The organism is Veillonella infantium, assembly GCF_002959895.1.
Classification (GTDB): Bacteria; Bacillota; Negativicutes; order Veillonellales; family Veillonellaceae; genus Veillonella; species Veillonella infantium.
In genome coordinates, this window is the sequence record NZ_PPDD01000012.1 from 158,535 (window position 1) to 181,701 (window position 23,167).

The 23,167-nt window shown below is 40.2% G+C and carries 21 protein-coding genes; 20 read left to right on the top strand and 1 reads right to left on the bottom strand.

All coding sequences use genetic code 11. The features are described 5' to 3' along the window. The first annotated feature begins 51 nt into the window (after positions 1-51). The 13 genes from VCHSUH03_RS08005 (at position 52) to VCHSUH03_RS08065 (ending at position 13,670) form a co-directional block, all read left to right on the top strand. Positions 52-834 (top strand): FAD binding domain-containing protein, encoded by a 783-nt coding sequence (locus VCHSUH03_RS08005; RefSeq protein ID WP_105094662.1) that lies wholly within the window; start codon positions 52-54, stop codon positions 832-834. Continuing rightward, complete coding sequence (locus VCHSUH03_RS08010; protein WP_105094663.1) at positions 834-1,289, top strand: (2Fe-2S)-binding protein; 456 nt, start codon at positions 834-836, stop codon at positions 1,287-1,289. Before VCHSUH03_RS08005 ends, VCHSUH03_RS08010 begins: the two co-directional genes overlap by 1 nt. Next, the gene (locus tag VCHSUH03_RS08015; protein ID WP_167388614.1) at positions 1,289-3,583 is read left to right on the top strand and encodes a xanthine dehydrogenase family protein molybdopterin-binding subunit; all 2,295 of its coding nucleotides are present in this window, start codon (positions 1,289-1,291) and stop codon (positions 3,581-3,583) included. Before VCHSUH03_RS08010 ends, VCHSUH03_RS08015 begins: the two co-directional genes overlap by 1 nt. A gap of 41 nt (positions 3,584-3,624) precedes the next feature. Then, complete coding sequence (yqeC, locus tag VCHSUH03_RS08020) at positions 3,625-4,383, top strand: selenium cofactor biosynthesis protein YqeC (protein ID WP_105094665.1); 759 nt, start codon at positions 3,625-3,627, stop codon at positions 4,381-4,383. A 6-nt stretch (positions 4,384-4,389) separates the two neighbouring features. Next, positions 4,390-5,112: a nucleotidyltransferase family protein gene (locus tag VCHSUH03_RS08025; protein ID WP_105094666.1), complete on the top strand. Its 723-nt coding sequence runs from the start codon at positions 4,390-4,392 to the stop codon at positions 5,110-5,112. Next, positions 5,109-5,921 carry a selenium-dependent molybdenum cofactor biosynthesis protein YqeB gene (gene yqeB, locus VCHSUH03_RS08030; protein ID WP_105094667.1) on the top strand — a complete coding sequence of 271 codons (813 nt, stop codon included), beginning with the start codon at positions 5,109-5,111 and terminating at the stop codon, positions 5,919-5,921. The genes VCHSUH03_RS08025 and yqeB overlap by 4 nt, the downstream gene beginning before the upstream one ends. After that, a complete protein-coding gene (locus VCHSUH03_RS08035; RefSeq protein ID WP_105094668.1) occupies positions 5,905-6,633 on the top strand; it encodes an XdhC family protein in 729 nt (242 codons plus the stop codon). The genes yqeB and VCHSUH03_RS08035 overlap by 17 nt, the downstream gene beginning before the upstream one ends. Beyond that, on the top strand, positions 6,623-6,937 hold the full coding sequence (locus VCHSUH03_RS08040) for an XdhC family protein (RefSeq protein ID WP_012863865.1): 315 nt from the start codon (positions 6,623-6,625) through the stop codon (positions 6,935-6,937). The genes VCHSUH03_RS08035 and VCHSUH03_RS08040 overlap by 11 nt, the downstream gene beginning before the upstream one ends. Before the next feature lie 187 nt (positions 6,938-7,124). Continuing rightward, complete coding sequence (gene cdaA, locus VCHSUH03_RS08045) at positions 7,125-7,937, top strand: diadenylate cyclase CdaA (protein ID WP_105085212.1); 813 nt, start codon at positions 7,125-7,127, stop codon at positions 7,935-7,937. Next, positions 7,934-8,854 carry a CdaR family protein gene (locus tag VCHSUH03_RS08050; protein ID WP_105094669.1) on the top strand — a complete coding sequence of 307 codons (921 nt, stop codon included), beginning with the start codon at positions 7,934-7,936 and terminating at the stop codon, positions 8,852-8,854. The genes cdaA and VCHSUH03_RS08050 overlap by 4 nt, the downstream gene beginning before the upstream one ends. A gap of 273 nt (positions 8,855-9,127) precedes the next feature. Continuing rightward, the gene (locus VCHSUH03_RS08055) at positions 9,128-10,726 is read left to right on the top strand and encodes an NAD(P)/FAD-dependent oxidoreductase (RefSeq protein WP_105094670.1); all 1,599 of its coding nucleotides are present in this window, start codon (positions 9,128-9,130) and stop codon (positions 10,724-10,726) included. A gap of 169 nt (positions 10,727-10,895) precedes the next feature. Continuing rightward, a complete protein-coding gene (glmM, locus tag VCHSUH03_RS08060; RefSeq protein ID WP_105094671.1) occupies positions 10,896-12,248 on the top strand; it encodes a phosphoglucosamine mutase in 1,353 nt (450 codons plus the stop codon). A gap of 315 nt (positions 12,249-12,563) precedes the next feature. After that, entirely contained in the window at positions 12,564-13,670 is a 1,107-nt protein-coding gene (locus tag VCHSUH03_RS08065; RefSeq protein ID WP_105085216.1) for a hypothetical protein, read from the top strand. A 142-nt stretch (positions 13,671-13,812) separates the two neighbouring features. Here VCHSUH03_RS08065 and VCHSUH03_RS08070 read toward each other — a convergent pair whose 3' ends face one another. After that, the gene (locus VCHSUH03_RS08070) at positions 13,813-15,288 is read right to left on the bottom strand and encodes a hypothetical protein (RefSeq protein ID WP_105094672.1); all 1,476 of its coding nucleotides are present in this window, start codon (positions 15,286-15,288) and stop codon (positions 13,813-13,815) included. A gap of 538 nt (positions 15,289-15,826) precedes the next feature. Here VCHSUH03_RS08070 and glmS point away from each other — a divergent pair. The 7 genes from glmS to VCHSUH03_RS08105 all read left to right on the top strand — a co-directional run bounded on the left by glmS (position 15,827) and on the right by VCHSUH03_RS08105 (position 23,161). After that, the gene (glmS, locus tag VCHSUH03_RS08075; protein WP_105094673.1) at positions 15,827-17,659 is read left to right on the top strand and encodes a glutamine--fructose-6-phosphate transaminase (isomerizing); all 1,833 of its coding nucleotides are present in this window, start codon (positions 15,827-15,829) and stop codon (positions 17,657-17,659) included. Positions 17,660-17,717: 58 nt separating this feature from the next. Further along, the gene (gene trpS / locus VCHSUH03_RS08080) at positions 17,718-18,704 is read left to right on the top strand and encodes a tryptophan--tRNA ligase (RefSeq protein WP_005387758.1); all 987 of its coding nucleotides are present in this window, start codon (positions 17,718-17,720) and stop codon (positions 18,702-18,704) included. Positions 18,705-18,740: 36 nt separating this feature from the next. After that, on the top strand, positions 18,741-19,217 hold the full coding sequence (locus VCHSUH03_RS08085; protein ID WP_105094674.1) for a hypothetical protein: 477 nt from the start codon (positions 18,741-18,743) through the stop codon (positions 19,215-19,217). A gap of 199 nt (positions 19,218-19,416) precedes the next feature. Continuing rightward, entirely contained in the window at positions 19,417-20,229 is an 813-nt protein-coding gene (locus VCHSUH03_RS08090) for an amino acid ABC transporter substrate-binding protein (RefSeq protein ID WP_105094675.1), read from the top strand. Positions 20,230-20,352: 123 nt separating this feature from the next. Beyond that, positions 20,353-21,009 carry an amino acid ABC transporter permease gene (locus VCHSUH03_RS08095; RefSeq protein ID WP_005387763.1) on the top strand — a complete coding sequence of 219 codons (657 nt, stop codon included), beginning with the start codon at positions 20,353-20,355 and terminating at the stop codon, positions 21,007-21,009. 113 nt (positions 21,010-21,122) lie between these two features. Continuing rightward, positions 21,123-21,881 (top strand): amino acid ABC transporter ATP-binding protein, encoded by a 759-nt coding sequence (locus VCHSUH03_RS08100; protein ID WP_105094676.1) that lies wholly within the window; start codon positions 21,123-21,125, stop codon positions 21,879-21,881. Positions 21,882-21,889: 8 nt separating this feature from the next. After that, positions 21,890-23,161 (top strand): hypothetical protein, encoded by a 1,272-nt coding sequence (locus tag VCHSUH03_RS08105; protein ID WP_105094677.1) that lies wholly within the window; start codon positions 21,890-21,892, stop codon positions 23,159-23,161. The last annotated feature ends 6 nt before the right edge of the window (positions 23,162-23,167 follow it).

The window sequence follows — 23,167 nt, forward strand, 5'->3', positions numbered from 1 at the left end:
TGGTTATCATCCAGTTCTGTTAGTATTAGTATACCATTGAGAGGACAGATTATGTTAGCATTTATGAAAGTATTACAACCGAAGACGGTGGAAGAGGCTTATGAATTAGCCACAAAAAACAAAACTGCCCCAATGCTAGCTGGCGGCTGCTGGTTGCGTTTAGGTCGGCGCACATGGCCTGCAGTGATTGATATGGCTAGTCTTGACTTGCGTTATGTTCGCGAAGAGGATAACGAATTTGTCATTGGTGCTATGGCAACGCAAGGCGATGTGGAACGTTTTGAGCCATTACAACAATTCTGTGGCGGTGCTGTTGTTAAAGGTGTTAAAGAAATTCTTGGCATTCAATTCCGCAACACTGCTACTATGGGTGGATCTGTAGCAAGCCGCTTCGGCTTCTCCGACATTATTCCTGCATTAATGGCAGTTCATGCAGACATCGTTACTTTTAAAGGCGGTCGCATGTCCATACATGACTATATGAAATACAGAGAACGTGATATTCTCGTGGAAATTCGCATCCCTAAAGTAGATGTGCCTGTAGCTGTAGAGGCTCTTCGCATCTCTCGTGGTGACTTCCCAGTGTTGACGGGTGCTCTTCGCCGTGATGACAAAGGCGTTGAAGTATACATCGGTACAAGACCTGGCGTGCCTCAATTAGCAGAAAAAGCAAGTGCTTTGCTTTCAGAAAAAGGATTGTCTGCAGTAAAAGAAGCAGGTCAATTGGCATCTGAAGAATTAGTTTACCAATCCAACTCTCATGCGTCCAAAGAATATCGCATGGAAATGGTAAAAGCTATGGTTCAACGCTTGGCTAAGGAGGTGGCACAATAATGGAACTCGTACTTAATATTAATAATAAAAATGTAACTGTTAATGTGCCAACTGATGAAATGTTATTGGATACATTGCGTAATCTTGGTTACTACAGCGTACGTTGTGGCTGTGATACTACAAACTGTGGTCTTTGTACTGTATGGGTAGATGACGAAATTATTTTATCTTGTGCATACCCTACGTTCCGTGCGCCAGGTCATAAAATCACTACATTAGAAGGCTTAGAAGAAGAGGCCGAATTACTAGCAGCTTGTATTGCCAGTGAAGGTGGGGACCAATGTGGTTTCTGTACGACGGGTATGATGATGAGCGCTATCAATTTGAAACGCAAAAATCCAAAGGCTAGTGATGATGAGATTCGTGAATACCTCATCGGTAATTTGTGCCGTTGTACTGGCTATGAATCACAACTTCGAGGGGTCCGTAAATTCTTAGAAGGAGGCCTGGAATAATGAATAAGCACATTGGTAAATCCTATGACAAAGTTGACTCTAAAGGTATTTTGACGGGTAAACCGTCTTATACTGGGGATTTTGTTCCAAAAGATGCGCTCGTTATTAAGGTTCTTCGTAGCCCTCATGCACAGGCGCGCATTAAATCAATCGATACATCTAAAGCTAAATTGATTCCTGGCGTAGAAGCGATTTTTACACATGAAGATGTACCTAATACTCGTTTTACATTGGCTGGTCAAACCTATCCAGAGCCATCTGCTTATGATGCGCTTATCTTGGATCCTGTAGTTCGGTATGTTGGTGATGAGGTAGCTCTTGTAGTAGCTAAAGATGAGGCTACCGCATTAAAAGCTATGCCTCTTATCAAGGTTGAGTACGAAGTACAAAAACCTGTGCTCGATATGCATACGGCTATCGACCATGAAACAGTAGTCCACCCTGAAGATGATATTCATAACAATATCCCTGTAGGTCAAGATTACAAACGCAATATTTGTGTATCCTACCATAAGCGCGTAGGCGATATTGAAGCTGAACTTGCCAAATGTGATTATGTAGTAGATGGTACTTACTTTGACCAGGCTACACGCCAAACAGCAATGGAACCATTCCAAAGTTATGGTTATGTTGATGCATTGGGCCGCGTAGTTATCGTGTCTTCCACACAAATCGTATTCCATGTACGTCGTCATATTGCGCGTGCATTAGGAATTCCGGCTACAAAGGTTCGCGTAATCAAACCTCGTATCGGCGGTGGTTTCGGTTCTAAACAAACGGCTTGTACAGAACTTATGACAGCTTTTGTGGCGTGGACATTGAAGAAACCTTGCTACCTTTTATATGATCGCACTGAAGCGCAAACTTGCTCCACTACACGTCATGCTCGTGAATGGAAAATTCGTGTAGGTGCTACAAAAGATGGAATTATCAAAGTAATTGATATGGACTCCATTACTGATGCAGGTGCTCACGCAACTCACTGCTTCACTACTACTACAGCTGGTGAGCATAAGTCCATTCCTTTATACAATAAAGCGACAGCTATCCACTACGGTACAGAAGGCGTATACATGAACCATACACCAGGCGGTGCATTCCGTGGTTATGGTGCTACAGAAGCGTTATGGCCATTAGAGTGTGCTGTTAATAATTTGGCAGATAAAATGGGCGTTGACCCTGCTGAATTGCGTCAAAAGAACTTGATTGCTCAAGGTGAGCAAAGCTTGGTATACGCTCCGGATGAATACCTTGACTCTGGTCTATTCCAAGATACAGTAAACCGCGTAAAAGAAATGGCTCGTTGGGATGAGCGTCCTCACTCTTGGGATATTGACGAACGTTATCGCGGTGGCCTTGGCATGGCATTAGCGTTACAAGGTTCTGGCGTTGCTAATATCGACGTAGCATCTGTAGAAATTCGCCTTGGTGATGATGGTAACTACACATTGTACACTGGTTCTTCCGATATGGGCATGGGCGCTAATACCGTATTGACTCAAATGGCCTGCGAAGTAATCGGTTGTCCTATGGAATATATGACGGTTGTTGAATCCGATACAGATATTGTACCGTTTGACCCAGGCTCCTACGCATCTAGTACGACATATGTAACTGGTACAGCGGCTAAGATGGCTGCAGAAGAGTTGCGCGCTAAGATCATTGCTAAATTTGCAGAGTTCTTTGAAACAGACGTTGAAAACGTTGAGTTTGATGGCGTTGTAGCTACCACAAAAGATGGCTCCAAAACTATGGATATCCATCAATTAGCTCCAAAACTATTAGTGGGCGTTAAGGCGGAACAATTGTCTGGTTTCGCTACCTGGGGTAGTCATACATCCCCACCTCCATTTATGGCAACTATTGCAGAAGTAAAAGTAGACAAACAAACTGGTAAGGTTATTCCTCTTCATACATATTCTTGTATTGACTGCGGTACTGTTATCAACCCTAAATTGGCTCGCGTTCAAGTTGAAGGCGGCGTAGTACAAGCTATCGGCATGGCGTTATATGAAGATGTACGCTATTCTAATAATGGTCGCTTAGAGACTAATAACCTTATGACTTATAAAATTCCAACCCGTCAAGATATCGGTGAGTTACATGTAGACTTTGTAGAGTCTTATGAACCAACAGGCGGATTTGGTGCCAAATCTATTGGTGAAGTTGTTATTAATACGGCTAGTCCAGCTATTCAACATGCTATTAAAAATGCAGTTGGTGCGGATGTTCGTACATTGCCTATGACACCTGAGAAGGTATTTATGGCTATGGACGAGAAATATAAAGTATAGAGATTTCTATTTACTTTTCCTTTCTAAGGAGGCCTGGTTTTATGACATCACAAACATCCTATTGGAATCGATTGATTCAGCCGGGAATCGTGGCCCTTGTTGGGGCAGGCGGTAAAACGACTGTGCTTTCAAAACTAGTAGAATATGGAAGGCTGAAAGGTCAGCCCATCGTAGTTACGACTACGACTCGACTCTATGAATCTCAAGTAGCTCATTATGAACCGATTTATACTCGAAATATTAATGAAGCTGATGAATATTGTACTGATCGTATTTTGCGTGGATATTGTGGTGCGTGGTTCTCTGGTATTACAGGAACAAAAGTGGACTCCTTAGATTGTGATTTTATTGATGGTTTGGCAAAGTTGCATCCGAACTGGCAAATTGTAGTGGAAGCAGATGGGGCAAAGGAAAAATGGCTTAAGGCTCCTAAGTCGACTGAGCCTGTTATTCCATCCCTTACAAAGACTACGATTGGTCTTGTGAATTTACAAATGTTAGGCGCGCCGCTTGATGATGAGCACGTACATAATATCGAGCTCGTTCAAGATATTGTGAAGCGCGATATGGGTGCCATTGTAACGCCACGTATGTTGGCTGATCTTGTGCTCCATAAACAAGGTTTATTCCAATACAGTAAAGGTAAAAAAATTCTGTTCTGTACTGGTTATGAAACGGTGCAACATCGTATCATTGATGATTTTATTGATCATATTGTAGATAGCGACATTTCCGCTATCATCTTAGCTGATGGATACAAAGCAAGTTGTGAAATCCGTCGCATTATTCAATGTCGGTAGGTACTCATGACTTATGTGAAAGCAAAATCTAATACCGCTTTCAGTCCCATGAAAGACCCCATAGACCGTCGTCCTTTGCATATTGGCATTGTCCTCCTCGTAGGAGGTCAATCCAAGCGCATGGGATGTAATAAGCAACTTTTGCCTTGGCGTGGTAAAACTGTTTTAGATGCGGTCTGTGGGGCTCTTCATTGTGGATGGAATGATTCAGTAGGACCTACTGAATCCTGTAAACTACCTTTTGTAGCGGTTACTGGTGATGATCATGAAAGATTAGAACCTATAGTTACGAGCTATGGGTTTGAAGTGGTTCAGAATGAACATCCTAATCGTGGACAAGGCCTGTCCATAGCGATAGGAGTACGTCACTTGGTAGAAAATTCACCGATACCGCTAGACGGCATTCTTTGTTCTGTAGGGGATCAACCACTATTGACTGGGAATGTTGTACATCAGGTTATTAGTGCATTTAGTGATAACTTTCATTCGAAAACTATCGTCGTCCCGCATTATGGGGCGAATTATCAGTCGGGAAATCCTGTTTTATTTGGTTCACATTGGTTTGAATCATTGCAACATATCCAAGGGGATCAAGGTGGTAAAACTATCATTCGCGGTAGTGGTAAAGACCATGTTATCAAATTATGGATTCGTGACGATATTGGTGACGATATCGACACACCTGATGATTTTGAGCGTTTGAAACAACGTGAAAGTGAGGCATTATGAAACCATTAGTGCTCATGCGCGGAGGCGGAGATATCGCTTCCGGCGCTGTATATAGATTGAAACGGGCGGGCTATCCCGTGGTTATTAGCGAAATTGCGATTCCTACGATGATTCGCCGTGAAGTATGTTATGGCAATGCTGTACATCGTGGAGAAATGATTTTGGAACGCTTTGTAGCACGTCATGTAGCCCTTAGCGAAGTAGTAGATACGTTGGCACAAGGCATTATTCCTGTTGTGACTAGTTCATATGAAGAGCTACTTGATACATTAAAACCAGCTATTGTAGTAGATGGTATTTTAAGTAAGAAGAATCTAGGTACAAAACGAGATGATGCAGATCTCGTCATTGGTGTGGGGCCTGGATTTACTGCAGGGCATGATGTGGATGTTGTTATTGAAACCATGCGCGGTCACTATTTAGGTCGTTGCATCTATGATGGTCCAGCGCAGCCTAATACGGGAATTCCCGGTAATGTAGGTGGTTATACTCATGAACGTGTTATTCACTCACCAAAGGCGGGTCTGTTTACAGCTAAGCGCCATATCGGCGATTCTGTACAAGCTAATGAAGTCATTGGTTATGTAGATGAAGAGCCAGTGCGGGCAAAAATTACAGGTATTCTTAGAGGTATTCTTAAGAGCGGACTCATCGTATCTGACCATTTTAAATTGGCCGATGTAGATGCCCGTTGTGAAGAAGCTCATTGTTATAGTATTTCAGATAAATCCCTTGCCGTTGGTGGTGGTGTTTTAGAAGCTGTTACTGCATGGGATTATGAAAGGAATCAAGATGGAAACGATCTATGATGTGATGAAGGACCGTCTTCAGCTTACAGAAACTACACTGATGGTTACTGTATTGTCTGGCCCTCGTCAAGGGGATAAGACGGTTTATGCTGAAGATGGTAGTGTTTTGTATGGTACAGCTATTGAAGGCTTTACAGTAGACAAGGCAAAACTTAATTCTCTATGTATGGTAGGCGAAATAGAATGTTTCGTACAACCGGTAGAAAATGATCCGTCCGTTCTCGTATTGGGCGCTGGTCATGTGAGCCGAGCGATTACAGATTTATTATTATTCATTGGATGTCGTGTCACTGTTGTAGATGACCGACCAGAATATGTAGTCCCTGAATTTTTTGATGAACGTGTTACACGTAAATGCTTGCCTTTAGAAAACTTCAAGAACGATTTACCTCTTGATGAGTATAATGGTTTTATCATTGTAACGCGTGCTCATGAGTATGATAATGTATGCTTAGAACAACTGCGCAATTATTTGCCAACCTATATGGGTGTTATGGGCAGTCAAAAGCGCATTCATTATGCATTTGAAGTATTGCGTGAACAAGGTTGGACGCAAGAGGAGTTAGATATGGTATATGCACCAATCGGTCTAGATTTAGGTGCACAAACACCAGAAGAGATTGCATTATCTATTGTTAGTGAATATTTGGCAGTGGTGCGTGGTAAAAAAGGCGGCTCATTGCGGAAAGGTAGAGTGAGCCATGAATCGTGAGTTTATTGAATATCTTAGTGAACGTAAAAACGAAACATTAGCTGTTGCTACTATTTTGTATACTCGTGGATCTACACCACGTAAAGCAGGTACTTCTATGGTTGTATTCCCTGATGGGTCCATCTTTGGCACTATCGGTGGTGGTCGTGCTGAAAATGAAATTCGTCTCAGTGCAGTTGATTCTTTGAATAAAAAAGAAGCACACCGTCGAATCGACGTTTTACTCGATGATGATGTAGCTGTCAAAGAAGGTATGGTTTGCGGCGGTCAAATGGATGTGTGGATTGAAACACAAAATATCTAAGGTTTCAAGCAAATTTCATTGAAATGCATATATATGATATCTGTATTTATAAATTAATATAGGTTAATATGACAAAAATCTCATGGAGGGGCTGTTTCTAAATTTACAGTACTTTCAAAATGAGTTAAAATATAAGGTACAGTCAAAGATTTGGCTGTACCTTATTTTTGGTATAAGGAGCTATTTTATGCATATTGACGCACTTATACATACCTTTAGGCTTCTTGATATTGCTGATATCTTAATCGTTGCCGTAGGTATTTATTACTTATATAAATTGCTTAAAGATACACGGGCCGTTGCTCTTTTAAAGGGTCTCGTTATGCTAGCAATTCTAAATTTATTGAGTCATTTGCTGAATCTATATGTTATCAATTGGATTTTGCAACAAAGTATGACCGTTCTTCTCTTCGCATTACCTGTAGTATTCCAACCGGAATTGCGTCGTGCGTTAGAACAATTGGGCCGTGGTCGAATTTTCAGTAAGGCACAGAATGTCAACGAAGAGGAAATGGATATGGCTATCAATGAAGTGATGGCGGCGGCTCGCGTTATGTCTCGTGAGCATACGGGGGCACTTATCGTTTTTGAACGTGAAGTGGGCCTCAATGACTTCGTTGATACAGGTATTTTAATTGATGCTGTGTTGAGCCGTGAACTAATTAAAAATATTTTCGTTCCTAGTACACCACTTCATGATGGGGCACTGATCATCCGAGATGGCCGTATTCGTGCAGCGGGGTGTTTGTTGCCACTAACTGAGGACCGTACATTGAGTACTGAACTTGGTACGCGTCACCGTGCAGCCATCGGTTTGTCTGAACAAACTGATGCTGTCGTTGTTGTAGTCAGTGAGGAAACGGGGACAATTTCCTACGCCTATGGCGGTCATATTTATCGCCATTTACCGGAAGATCAAATTAAAGAAGCGTTGCGTACATTTATGGAACGCCCTCGTCAAACCATTACTGGTATGTGGAAATGGGGGGCAAAAAAATGATGATACATTTGAAACGCAATTGGCCAGCTAAGTTGTTATCATTGCTAGCGGCTATCGTCATGTGGTTCTTTATCATGCGAGATCAGAACCCTGTGATGGAGGTAACCTATACAGTACCTGTTCAAGTCCAAAATCTTGATTCACATTATATTATAGAAGATGCACCTGATGTAGCACGCATTGTCCTTTCGGGCCCTCGAGATATGATTATGTCTATAAAGGCAGATAATCTTCGTGCATATATTGATGCATCTGGTGTGAAACCAGGTCAAAATAATGTAACCGTTGGATTTACACCGCCAGCGGGGATGAGCCTTGTTGAGGTTAAGCCTGATACTATAACAATTAATGTAGACGAATATGCAGAGCGGAAAATACCGGTTGAAATTGTACCAATTGGTAAGTTCTCCGACGATGTCGCTCTCAAGTCAGTAACCATTGTACCGAAAGAGGTAACTGTATCTGGACGTAAACAGCTTGTTAACGCCGTAAATAAGGTTGTTATGAAGGTCAATATCGCTGGTCAAACCAAGAACTTTAGTGCTGTTAGTACGTTAGAAGCCTGGGATATATCTGGTAATGTATTAGATGTACACATCAATCCGAGCCAAGGCCAAGCGCAATATGAACTAAACTTATTGCGTAAAGATAAAGCGGTTCCTATTACAGTACCAACGGCGGGAACGGTAGCTGATGGGTATGAAGTTAAGTCTATATCCGTTACACCAACTCAATTAACTGTGACTGGTCGAGAAGAAATGATTGACTCTGTTTCAGAAATTCAAACAGAACCCATTGATCTTACCGGTGCAACGAAGGGCATTCAAGGTAATTACAACTTAGTATTGCCAAGCGGTGTTAATAGTAATGTTACAACGGTACATGTTAAGGTAGATATACAAAAGAAAACTACGTAGTTTATGAGATTAAAGAGATAATAGTAGTTTTTAAAATTGTTATTACTAAAAACCTAAATTAAAAATAAGACCCTAATAGAGGATAAGATTAAACTCTATTAGGGTCTATTTTAATGCTTTATGGGGATACTCTGTTTATTATGTATTAGCTTTTACCGTAATATTGTATAATAGTATTGTATGACCAATTTCTAGTAGGTTAAATTTGAAGGATTTAGGTCAAATAAGAAAGAAATTTGCTAACCTAAAAGGATAGCTTAAATAAGGAAAGATATGATTAGAATAATAAATCTCCGCGTGGCCGTTACGGTCAAGTCGGATATAAAGGATATTGTAGAAAAGAAATATCCCCAATTGCGAGGCGCTATTGAAACGATTCACGTTGTACGACGCGCTGTAGATGCTCGTAAAAAACCGAATATTGTATTTGTGTATACCTTGTTTGTTGAGGTTCATAAGGAAGCTCAAATCATGAAAAAACTAAGTAAACAAAAGGATGTATCTGTATTTACTCCAGAGGATCCAGAACCTATTGTTTATGGTAATGTGCCTTTAGCACATCGTCCTGTAGTGATGGGCTTTGGTCCGGCTGGGATGTTAGCTGCCTTTTATTTAGCTCGTGAAGGGTACCGTCCTATCGTTCTTGAACGAGGTCAAGACGTTGATACTCGTAGCCAAGATGTAGAAACGTTTTGGAAGGAGGGCGTATTCAAGCCTGAATCTAACGTGCAATTTGGCGAGGGTGGTGCAGGTACCTTCTCTGATGGTAAACTGACAACCCGCGTTACACATCCAAGATTGCATGAAATCTCCAAATATTTTGTAGAGTTCGGTGCTCCAGAAGAAATCTTGTATAAACATAAACCTCATGTAGGTACAGATAAGTTGCGTACCATGGTAAAAGCTATGCGTGAACGCATCATCGAATGGGGTGGTGAAGTTCGCTTTGGTGCTAAGATTACCGATTTATTTATTGAAAATAACCATATCGTAGGTGTTGAAGTTAACGGTAATGAACGCATTGATACGACGGTTGTACTTTCTGGCGTAGGTCATAGTGCGCGCGATACGTACGAAATGTTGCATAAACGTAATGTAGAAATGACGGCAAAACCATTTGCTATCGGTGTTCGTATTGAACATAATCAGGCTGTCATTGACGAGTCTCAATATGGTGTAGAACCATCTAGCTTGGGTCTTGGTGCAGCGGAATATTCTCTTGTGTACCACGATAAAGAAACAGGCCGTACAGCGTATAGCTTCTGTATGTGCCCAGGTGGTCAAGTTGTAGCATCAGCGTCTGAAAATGGGGGCGTTGTTGTTAATGGCATGAGTTTATATGCTCGTGATAGCGGTGTTGCGAATAGTGCTATCGTAGTTAATGTAGGGCCTGATGACTTTGGTAATCATCCTCTCGATGGTGTAGCATTCCAACGTGAATGGGAGCGTAAAGCTTATGAATTAGGTGGCTCTAACTTCCATGCACCAGCTCAGACCGTAGGTCAGTTTTTGGGACTTTCACAAGCAACAGGTGTACAAGATAGCACATATAGCTATGAACCAGGTGTAGTAAATTGCGATTTACATGATTGCTTGCCACCATTCGTAACGTCCGTGCTAGAACGGGCATTGCCGTATTGGGGACGACGTATTCATGGATTTGATGATCCTGCGGTATGTATGACTGGTGTTGAAACACGCACCTCTGCGCCGCTTCGTATGGGGCGTAATGAGGAACGTATTTCTCCAACTGTAGGTGGATTTTATCCTATGGGGGAAGGTGCAGGCTATGCTGGAGGTATTATGAGTGCAGCCCTTGATGGGGCAGAAACTGCCATTATATGCATGGCAAAATATGCAAAACCTAACTAGTTAGTAGTAGAATGTATGGTAAAGTAAACTACAGTATAGGTTCATTTTGGTACTGTAAAATAGTATATCTGTATACTATATATATGTGTGGTGTATATATTGTGATATAATACACAACAGTAAATATATGAGGACTTGTGATTTTCATAATCCCTAGAGGAGGATAATTATGGCTCGTTTATTTGGTACAGATGGTGTACGTGGTGTTGTTAATGAATTTTTAACACCTGAATTAGCCTATCATTTAGGCCGTGCAGCGGCTACATATTTTGGTAAAGAAAAAGACCATCCCACATTCTTGATTGGTCGTGATACGCGTATTTCTGGCTCCATGCTTGAAAGTGCGTTAGCATCCGGTATTTGCTCTGTTGGTGGTAATGTTGTAATTGCCGGTGTTATCCCAACTCCAGCAGTAGCTTATCTTGTACGTCAACAAGGCTTTGATGCAGGTGCTGTTATTTCTGCATCTCACAATCCATATCCAGATAATGGTATTAAATTCTTTGATGGCGATGGCTATAAATTGCCAGATGAAGTAGAGGATCAATTAGAACAATATGTTCGTCAAAGTGCAGATAATGAATTGCCACGTCCAACAGGTGATGGCATTGGTACCATTGAGTACAATAGCAATTTAGCTCATTTCTACGCTCACTTTGTGCGCCACACAATCGATACATCCCTTGAAGGTTTGACTATTGTATATGATGGTGCGAACGGTGCTGCATCTAGCGTGGGTCCTGAAATTTTATCTGGTCTTGGCGCTAAAGTAATCAACATCAACGTAAATCCAGATGGCTTGAATATCAATCATCACTGTGGTTCTACACATATCGAAGGCTTACAAGTGGCTGTACAACAACACAATGCAGACCTTGGTATAGCTAACGATGGTGATGCGGACCGTTGCTTATTGGTAGATGAAAAAGGTCAAGTTCTTGATGGTGACCAAATCATGCTATTATGTGCTCTTAAGTTAAAAGAAGAAGGCAAACTTAAAGGAGATACAGTAGTTGGTACTGTTATGAGTAATATTGGGTTCCATAAAGCGGCAGAAGAGCTCGGTATGAAAACAGTTTCCACTGCTGTTGGTGACCGCTATGTATTGGAATACATGCGTGAACATGACCTCTCCGTTGGTGGTGAACAATCTGGTCACGTAATCTTCTTAGATCACAATACAACTGGTGATGGCATGTTAACAGCTGTTCAAGTAGCGGCTCTTATGAAAGAAAAAAATCAACCACTTTCTGAGTTGGCTAGCATTATGACTAAGTATCCTCAAGTTCTTATCAACGTTCGCGTTGCTACAAAAACAGGTTGGGAAGACAATGATATTATCAAAGCAGCTATTGTGACAGCAGAAGGTGAACTTGGTGATGAAGGCCGCGTTTTAGTACGGGCATCTGGTACAGAACCACTCATTCGCGTAATGGCAGAGGGTCCTAACCAAGAAGAACTACAAGCACTATGCCAAGAAATCGCTGATATTATTGGTAGAGAACAAGGATTGGCGGAATAAAAGGAGTAAACCCACAGCGAGGAACCATCTTTACTAAGATTAAACCTACTGTTCTTGTGAGAACTAATTCTATTTAACAACTTTTATATTAAAGGTATACCCTCCTATATATGTCCCTTTGCTCCATCCTACGTAAAGTCGCTGCAAGAACATATATAGGAGGGCATTTATTTTATATTTATTTAGGATGATTACCGAATGGAACCACTCTATCGCGCGGATATTTCTACACTGAACCATCTCTACTCATAAGAGTTATTTCTGGTATAATTATAGCCATATAATCTAAAATATATTCGATAGTAAAGGTATAATATGAAGCTTGCTATAAAAGAATATTGGGAAAATCTTAAAACAGAATATGAAGCTGCATATAACGTGTCTATATTTAGTAATTCTGATGTATTGCAGCAATATGCAGAGCGTTTTAGAGTGTATTTAATTTCTTTAATGTGTGAGTATCCCAATAACGTAGATGTTGTTTGTGCTTTAGCCACTGTTGAACAGGTGTTATGGCATGAGGAAAATTCAATTCAACTATTGGAAGATTTCCTTGAAATGTACAGTGATGAACTGAGTGATACGGACAAAGCAAGAGTTTACACTAATTTGGCTTTTTATCATAATGGGGAGATAGAGGCATGTAACTATTTAGTAAAAGCTGAAAAGTTACATTCTCCATATATAGAGACTTATAGAGGTTTGGCATTATATCATTTTTCAGCTTACGAAGATAATGGATCGATAGAGGCTTTAACTAAAAGTTTACATACCTTTGAAAAAGGGGTAACCGTAGCCAACGATTATGAAATGAATTTTGGTCGTGCTGTATGTTTATTTGAATGTAAGGAATATGATAAAGCAAAGACTAACTTTGAAGAGTTATTAAAAGATTACCCAAATAGAATGCGGTTATTGTTGTGTATAGCTTATTGTGATGTGTATTTAAGTAATAAGAAGCAAGCCCTCAATTGTTTGAAGCAAATTAAGATTGGAGTAGATCCAGCATATCATTTAAATAACGATGATATTAGTGAGTTTGATATCATTGACGCCTATTATATATTAGATGAGTACGGTCTATTCTTAGAAGAATGTGAAAAGGCTAAAGAGTACTGTGGTTTAAGTGATGGCCCTTACTACTTTGGTCTTTGGATTATGAATCAACATGACCAGTTCTATCATGAAGTGAACAAACAACGAACAGAAATATTGGCATGTATTGAAGATGCAAAAACGGACGAAGACTTTGATAGTGAAGAGGAAAAGCAAAGTTATATCCAAAGCTGGGAAGATGATCTAGAAGCTTTAAGTACCATGGTACATAAGATTAAACATGAAAACTTCAAACCTACGGTGAAACTAAAATTGTGGCCCCTATATGGCTGTTATTTGATAGATTGTCTAACTCATAACTTCTAGTACTCTAATTTAAATGCGATGAATTACGCTAATTTAAATGTGATGAATTTTAAAAAGCATTATCTCTGAAGGATTATATAATTTTGATTACAAAAAGAAAACACTACTTTGAATTGTAAGATTCAAAGTAGTGTTTTTATCATTATTTATCAGCTACAACGAGTTTATATCCATTCAAGTGAATGTTACTGCTTGTTGTGTCTTCGTTAGTTAAGGATTTTACATAGCTATCGCCAGTGAGTGTCCATGTGGAGTCTTTGCTGAGTTTTACTGTAACTTCTTTAGCTGAGTTGTTTGCATTTACAGCGCCTACAAGGCTAGAACCGTTTGTCATGTCTAGTGCAACAGTACTGATGGAGTCAGCCACGATGTTACCACTTAGTGCTTGGTTGGATGCGTGAAGTGTGAGATGACCACCATTTTCGCCAGTTTTACCCCAACGAGAGTCAGCTGCTGCTTTCACGAGGGTAGTTGTATTAGGCATAGAAATAGCATTGTTAGACAAATCTACTTCAGCAGTGGTGTTGTTAACATAGATGAACGCACCTGTGGCGTGTGTGGTGAGCGTGTTATTTTCTGCTTTAAGGCGTGCAACACCGCTTTCAGCATCACCAGAGAAGCTTTGGTAGAGCATGAAGCCATTATCTTTGTAGCCAGTTACGTTTGAGTTCGTAAGGGTAATGGAATTTTTGCCTTCTACAACGCCAATTTCACTGTTATTAGCTACGCCGTTGACGTTGTTAGCTGTAATATTACCAGTTGAATAGATGACAGGGCTACCTGCGCCAGAGGTTGTCAGTTTAGCGGCTTCAACAGTAATTGTACCTTCGCCACGGTCAGTAGCAAGGGTAGCAGAGTGAGCACCTTCAGTAGTGATTGTTAGATTTTTGCCATTTACTGTGCCTTTGTATGTAGCATCTAGACCACGAGAAGAATCGCTTTTGGTGTGAATATTAGTGTTCTCTACGTTGATAACAGAACCTTCACCGGTAGCAAAGACCGCATTGGAACCATTAGAGTTAGATGTAATATTGCTACCCTTAATGTTGATTTGGCTGCCTTCAATACCCAATACTACGGCGTTTTGACCTCGGAAATTACTATTGTCATCGCTAGTGGTATTCCCCGTTTTATCAAAAACGCTATTTTCGATAATTATGGCTGCTTTATTTTTACCGATGAAAGCATTTTGATCAGCTACTGTGTTAGTAATCAATTCATGGGCAATAGATTTATCTTCTGTTACCACAGTTGTGGCCTTGAAAGTACTTGGATCTACTTCCGGATGTGGAGCCATCCCAGTAGGTGCTCCGTTTTGCATATCTGCTAGAGGTGCTCCGTTTTGATTTCCACTTGGAGGCGCTGTTGGCGGTTGCCCTGCAGGTGGTTTACCATGAGGAGCACTGTTTTGTGGAGTGCTTCCTTGTGCAGATGGTGCTGTTGTAGTTACAGTAGCTACGTTAGCATTCGTTTGTGTTTCTGCTGCAAAGGTTGGAAGCATTGCCAAGGTGGAAAGAGCTGCACCTAATACTGCAGGTAGAACCCAACGGCGCAATTTTCTGTATTGAATACTATTTTTATGTGGTTTATTTTTCTTTTTTATAGTTGTTTTATTCATAATAATTCTCCTTAAATTGTATAAATTTAATTTTGAGAAAATAGCAAAATCTAATTGTATAAAATTTAGATTGATAGCAGTATAATTTCTTGCAATGAAAGTACCATGAAGTATAGAAAAAATCTTTTTTATTGCTTATGACCTGTTTGAGATAGTTTACATCTTATCGATTTTTTTAGTATAATAGTGTTCAGTACATATTTCATATTTGTACTAATTCTGCCATATATCATAGAAAGGAGATCCGAATTCGTAAAGGCGAATAGCGCAAGTACCCACGAAGGCAGTCGTTAGGGTAGACGAGGTGAAGAGTGATCGAATAATCAGCGGATGCTCTTCCGGCAAATTCATGTCGTAACAGATACTAAAAAGCCCATTGGTAACAATGGAGACAAAGTGTATCTGAATGAATTGTATTAAAGTAATAATTAATACATAATTGAAACATTAATCTAGAACATTAATCTAGAACATTAATTAGTTAGCCTTAGTTTTTTGGCTGGGGCTAGAATACCCCCAGTTATAGGAGGATATATTTATGTGCGGTATCGTAGGATACATTGGCTTTAATCAAGCATCTGATTTTTTATTGGACGGTATGGCGAAATTAGAATACCGTGGTTATGACTCTGCAGGTATTGCTGTTATCGGCCCTGAAAATGCAATCAAAATTCAAAAAAAGGTTGGCCGTCTAGCTAATCTTGAGGCTATTGTAAAAGCAGACCCTAATGAAGGCACTGTAGGTATTGGTCATACACGTTGGGCTACTCATGGTCGTCCATCCGATATGAACGCCCATCCTCATGCATCTGAAGATGGTAAATTTGCTGTTGTTCACAACGGTATTATTGAAAACTACATGCCTTTAAAAGAAGAGCTCATCGAAAAAGGGTACCATTTCAAATCTGAAACTGATACAGAAGTAGTAGCTCATTTATTAGAGGATATGTACGATGGTGATTTTGTAGGTACTGTACGCCGCATGCTCGCTCGTGTTGACGGTGCGTATGCTCTTGAAATTATCTGTGCTGATGAGCCAGACAAAATCATTTGTACTAAAAAAGAAAATCCATTGGTTATCGGTCTTGGTAAAGGTGAAAACTTTGTAGCATCCGATATTCCAGCAATCATTAACTACACACGTGATACGTACATCTTGAGCGATGGTGAAATGGCTATCGTTACTCGCGATACTGTATCCGTATTTGACCGTGAAGGTAATCCAGTTGATAAAGAAGTATTCCACGTTAACTGGAATGCAGAAGCAGCAGAAAAAGGCGGTTATGAACACTTCATGTTGAAAGAAATTCATGACCAACCTAAAGCTGTACGCGATACATTCGGTACGCATATCTCTGAAGATGGTAAAACAGCAATCTTTGATGAGTTGAATTGGACTGCTGACGATGTAGCAGCTTTCAATAAAATCCTCATCGTTGCATGTGGTACAGCATACCATGCAGGTCTTGTAACAAAACAATATATTGAAAACTTGGCGCGCATTCCTGTAAGTGTGGAAATTGCATCTGAGTACCGTTATAGCAATCCGTTGACTGATGATAAAACATTATGTATCGTTATCAGCCAATCCGGTGAAACATCCGATACATTGGCAGCGTTGAAAGAGGCTAAACGTCATGGCGCTAAATCCTTGGCAATTACAAACGTAGTAGGTTCCAGTATTTCCCGTGAAGCAGATGACACTGTGTATACATGGGCAGGTCCTGAAATCTCTGTAGCGTCTACAAAAGCGTATACTACTCAATTAGTAGCAGGCTTGTTGTTCGCTGTATACCTTGGCCAATTAAATGGTAAAATGGATCCGGCTTTAGGCGAAGAAATCCTTTGCGGTGTTAAAAACTTGCCTACATTGATTCATGAAATCTTTGAAGTAGACGAAGATATGAAAGCTTTTGCAAAACATTATGGCTTCAAATCTGATGCGTTCTTCTTGGGTCGTGCTATCGACTACGCAGTAGCGATGGAAGGTGCTTTGAAATTGAAAGAAATTTCTTACATCCATGCTGAAGCATATGCTGGTGGCGAGTTGAAACATGGTACATTGGCTCTTATTGAAGAAGGCGTACCTGTTATCGCATTGGCTACACAAGAAGATGTGTACGACAAGATGATCAGCAACATTCGTGAAGTAAAAGCGCGTGAAGCTGTTGTAATCGGTATCGGCATGAAAGGTGATGAAGAATTATCTAAACACGTAGATCACACAATCTATGTGCCTCGTGCTAATAAATTCATCGCTCCAATCCTTGCGGTTGTACCATTGCAATTATTGGCGTACTACGCAGCGATTACACGCGGCGCAGATGTAGATAAACCACGTAACTTGGCTAAATCTGTAACCGTAGAATAATATATATAACCAACAGTGCTTCTGCACTGTTGGTTTATTTCAATATAGGGAGACTATTATGGCAGTTATATTTTCCGGCATCCAACCAAGTGGGGAATTAACACTTGGCAATTATTTGGGGGCTTTACGTAATTTCTTGGACTATCAAGATACTGATGAATGTTATTATTGTATCGTTAACCAACATGCGATTACCGTACCGCAAGATCCAAAAGAGTTATTCCAAAATACTCGCAATTTGGCTGCATTGTACCTTGCCGTTGGCCTCGATCCAAAAAAGGTAACATTGTTTGTACAATCCGAAGTGCCTGAACACGTTAAACTCGGTTGGGTTATGCAATCTATCAGCTATGTTGGCGAATTAGAGCGTATGACACAGTACAAAGATAAGTCTCAAAAGCAAGGTGACTCTATCCCTACAGCGTTGCTTACGTATCCACCATTGATGGCGGCAGATATTTTGTTATATGGTACTAACTATGTTCCTGTAGGGGAGGACCAAAAACAACATCTTGAGTTGACTCGTAATTTGGCAGAGCGTTTTAACCGTAGATTTGGCGAAACTTTCGTAGTACCTGATATTAAGGTAGGCGAAGGTGGTGCTCGCGTTATGAGCTTACAAGAGCCAACTAAGAAGATGAGTAAATCTGATGATAACCAAAATGCTACAATTCGTCTTTTGGATGCACCAGACTTGATTGTAAAAAAATTGAAACGCGCTCAAACTGACTCTGATAACGCGGTGCGTTACGATAAAGAAAACAAACCTGGCATTTCTAACTTGATGGGCATTTACCGTGCTATCACAAAAGACAGTTATGAAGCTATCGAAGAAATGTATGCTGGTAAAGGTTATGGCGTTTTCAAATCCGATATCGCAGACCTATTAGTGGCAACTCTTGAGCCAATTCAACAACGTTACAATGAATTGATTACAAGCCCTGAACTCGATGTTATTCTCGATGAAGGTGCTGCTAAGGCTCATGCTAAAGCAAGTCAAATGTATCGTAAAGTAGAGCAAGCTATGGGCTTATGCCGTAAATAAAATCATATAGTAGACTTTCAATTTGTGAGGTAAGCCATGACGAAACAAGAGGCGATGGAACGCTTTTCATCAGGTACCGTACAACAGAGCTTAGAAATACATCGTGGAATTCAGTGGGCCGGTCGTATCATCGGTCTATTGGTTTGTGCCTTAATTGTAAAATATATGCCCTCCTATTGGGCTGAGCGTATATGGTATTATCTGTTGTTAATTGTCATATTGTGGACCCTTCATAGATTAGGTGAAAGTCAAGCATTTATCTGTGAAAAGGGCCTCGTGTTAAAACGAAGGCCTTTTTCTGTGAAAGAATACTTTCACAGTCTCTTTCATGGCGATGAATATTTTGTCTTTATCGATTATGAGCATATAATTGGATTTACTGAAGGTTGGCGTGAGTTGCAGGCCATGAATGGTCATGGCGGGATTTATGTAATACCATTAGATCTCGCACAGGTAGGGTATAAAGATAAAATGGCCATGATTGAAGCAATTCATAAGCATTCAGATACATAATGTATGCGTATATACAAAGGATTTAGTACTATAATCCTGTATGAACCATAGGAGAACTAAAAAATTCTAAAATTCATCAAATTAGCTATTTACAACTTTAACGAACTAAAGTATAATACAATCATCGGGTATGGACATGAGTTCTGTACAGCATATATTAGCAAGTAGTTAAAGGTGTAATACACCGTGGAGGATAGTTATGAATTGGAAAAAAATGATGGCCGTTGGCCTTGCAGCAGTATCTATGATGGTATTTGTAACGGGTTGTGGTAGTGATACTAAAACTGCTAATAAAGAATTACCTAAAAAAATCGTTATCGGCTTAGATGATAGCTTCCCTCCAATGGGCTTTAAAGATGATAAAGGCGAAATCGTAGGTCTTGATATCGATATGGCTAAAGAAGCAGCTAAACACGCTGGCATGGATGTGGAATTCAAAGCTATCGACTGGTCCAGTAAAGAAGCTGAGTTGAAATCTAAAAAAATCGACGCTTTATGGAATGGCTTAACAGTTTCTCCTGAACGTGAGAAAAATATCTTGTTCTCCAACACATATATGAAGGATAAACAATACATCGTCGTTCGTAATGAAGATGAATCCATTAAATCTAAGGCAGATCTTGCAGGCAAAGTAGTAGGTGTTCAACAAGCAAGTACTGGTGAATCTGCATTGCAAAACGATCCAAGCGGTAAAACTGTGAAAGAAATTAAATCTTATGCTGATTTCGTAAGTGCTTTCATGGATCTAGGTATTGGTCGTGTTGATGCAGTTATCGCTGATGGTGTTATCGCTCGTTACCTCATGACAAAAGAACCTGGTAAATACAAAATCGTAGAAGGTACTGATTACGGTGTTGATAACTTCGCTGTTGGCTTCCGTAAAGATGACACTGCATTACGTGATAAAATCAATGGTATCTTAGCTGAAATGAAAAAAGATGGTACTGCTGATAAAATTGTTGAAAAATGGTTGGGCTCTAGCGCAGACCTAGATAAGAGCGATGCTAAATAGTACAATTCGTGATATACTAATAGTACTATGGTCAGTTTGTACAACAGATAATTAAAGAACGAAATGTACACTAGAGAAGAGGCCAGATGCCTCTTCTCTAGTCGTGTTTTGAAGGAGTATTCCATGTTAGATTATTTATTGCAGATTATCCCAACCATCGCTGATGGTTTGAAGGTAACCGTATCGCTATTCTGTATTGTATGGATCCTATCCATTCCTGGCGGTATTCTACTTGCTTTGGTACGTTTATCTAAATTTACAGTGCTCGACAAAATCGTTGAAGCCTTCGTATATTTGATGCGCGGTACACCACTAATGCTTCAAATTTTATTCGTGTATTATGCATTACCTATCATTACAGATGGTGCTGTCCAAATGGATGATGCTACAGCAGCGGTGCTTACATTCGTATTAAACTACGCAGCGTATTTATGTGAAATTTTCCGCGGTGGTATTCAATCCATCTCTCGTGGTCAGTACGAAGGGGCAAAGGTTCTTGGTTTTACTTATGCTCAAACGATGCGTAAGATCATCTTGCCACAAATGTTTAAACGCGTATTGCCTCCACTTGCGAATGAGACAATTAACTTGTTGAAAGATACTTCTCTCGTGTACGTATTGGCTATGAACGATATCTTGCGTATTACAAAATCTATCGTACAACGTGACTTTGACATCTCTGCCTTTTTGGTGGCAGCTTTGTTCTACTTGATCTTTACCTTTATTTTGACAAATATCTTCAACTACTTAGAAAGAAGATTTGCTGTATACGAAGATTAATCTATTCTGTAGTTGCTTGTCGTATTTTACATCCAATTATTGTTGATATAGCAAACTAATACCTAATGATTAGTATGTTTAGATAAAAGGATGCGACGATTTAAGAGGTACTTATGACATTTGTAAATATGGAGCGTATTGAAAAACGCTTTAACAATCAAACTGTATTGCGCGATGTATCGCTCAAAATGAATAGAGGGGAAATCGTTTCTATTATCGGTCCTTCTGGGTCTGGTAAATCTACATTCTTGCGCTGTTTAGGTCAATTGGAGACTATCGACGGGGGCTCTATTACTGTAGATGGCACTGTTCTTGCTAGTACTGATGCTAATGGCACTGTAAACTATGCAAGCCAAGAAATACAACATGACTTGCTATTACACATGGGCATGGTGTTCCAATCTTTCAATTTATTCCCGCATATGACAGTGCTCGATAATATTATGATCGCACCGCGTATGGTAAAAGGCATGAAAGATGATGAGATTTTACCGATTGCAGAGCGATTACTTAATAAAGTTGGCCTATGGGAAAAGCGCGATATGTATCCATCCCGTTTATCTGGGGGCCAACAACAACGTGTGGCCATCGCTCGTGCATTGGCGATGAATCCAGAAATTATGCTCTTTGATGAACCAACATCCGCTCTTGACCCAGAGTTAACAGGTGAGGTTTTAAAGACTATTAAACAATTGGCCGATGATCACATGACGATGATTATCGTTACTCATGAAATGAACTTTGCTCGTGAAGTATCAGACCGTGTCATCTTCATGGCCGATGGTGTCATCCAAGAGGAAGGTACACCAGAGCAAATTTTCAATAATCCACAGAACGATAGAACGAAAGCGTTCTTGGAGAATATGTTATAGGAGGTCTTATGAAGTTACGTTTTATTGCCGCTACATTAGCTGTAATGGCTATGGGCACGACCTCTATTATGGCGGAAGGTTTGCAGGGAACACCTGAAACTCCATTAGCTATTGTAGATTCCCAAAAAGATTCTGCATCTATTTTGCCAGAACAATATAAATCCTATGCTACTACGATGAATACGGTAGTTAAAGACTATAAAAATGGCTATACCTTTACGATTCCATGGCGTGTAGCTGATGGTGTTAAGCTTGATATGGATGTACGTAGTGAAAGTGAGCATATTCAAGGCTATTCTTTCAACTTAGCTGGTCCAACTCAAGATGATTCCTATACAGTGTCTTTTACAAAGCGCAATAATACACCGCAAGACGGGGTATCTCAAAAAGAATGGAATACGACTTGGTATGGTGTGCCAATCAAGGGCATGTCTGATGAAGAATACTTGAGCATTTGGCGTCAACATAGTAATGCCTTTGAAAATAATGATATTGTTGGTGGCTTCTTTAACAAGAAAGGGGCTATATCAGCGCGTTGGGATAAGACGACACCAAAATCGTATGCTGAAATGACCTCTACAGAGCCTGTTCAATCCGTATTTGAAGCGGAATTCATCATGGATAAGGACCCAACACATCGCTATAATTTAGCTAGTACTTATGCTCCTATTCAAGGGGAGTTTATGGAACAAGGTTTGATGGAACATACGATTCCGTCCTTTGAATTATTAAATAAAACTGGTTCTAGTACGATTAAAGGTGTTAAACAATTTATCTCTGGCACTAGTGACATTAGCGTAGATGAAGGCATCAAATTTAATTATCCAAAAGGATTTACCCGTCTTAATGAAAAGGGGAAAATTGCTTTCACTAAGCATAATGTACGCCTAGATATTGAATCCTTTACAATTCCAGTACAAGCAGTTAGCACAGGCATGCCTACGATGATGGGCAAACAAATGCTAGGTGATTACTATCTTAAACAATTGGTTGAGGTAAATAAGGCAACCATCACTCGATACGAAACGCATATCATCGATGGTAATGTTATGTTCTACTTGGCAGGTCATATGAAGAATCCTAATACAGCTGATACATCCGTAGCGGCACCGGTATCCTTCGCAGCTACTATTATCTTAGGTAATGAAGGCAATGTGGCTGTGGCTCGTATGATTGGCCCAGCAGGCACAAGCCTTAGCACACCAGAGCTTATCGATGTGCTCGATGGATTCAAGTTGACTACTACATTGAATACGAACCAATCTTCGCAAGTGTTATAATATACA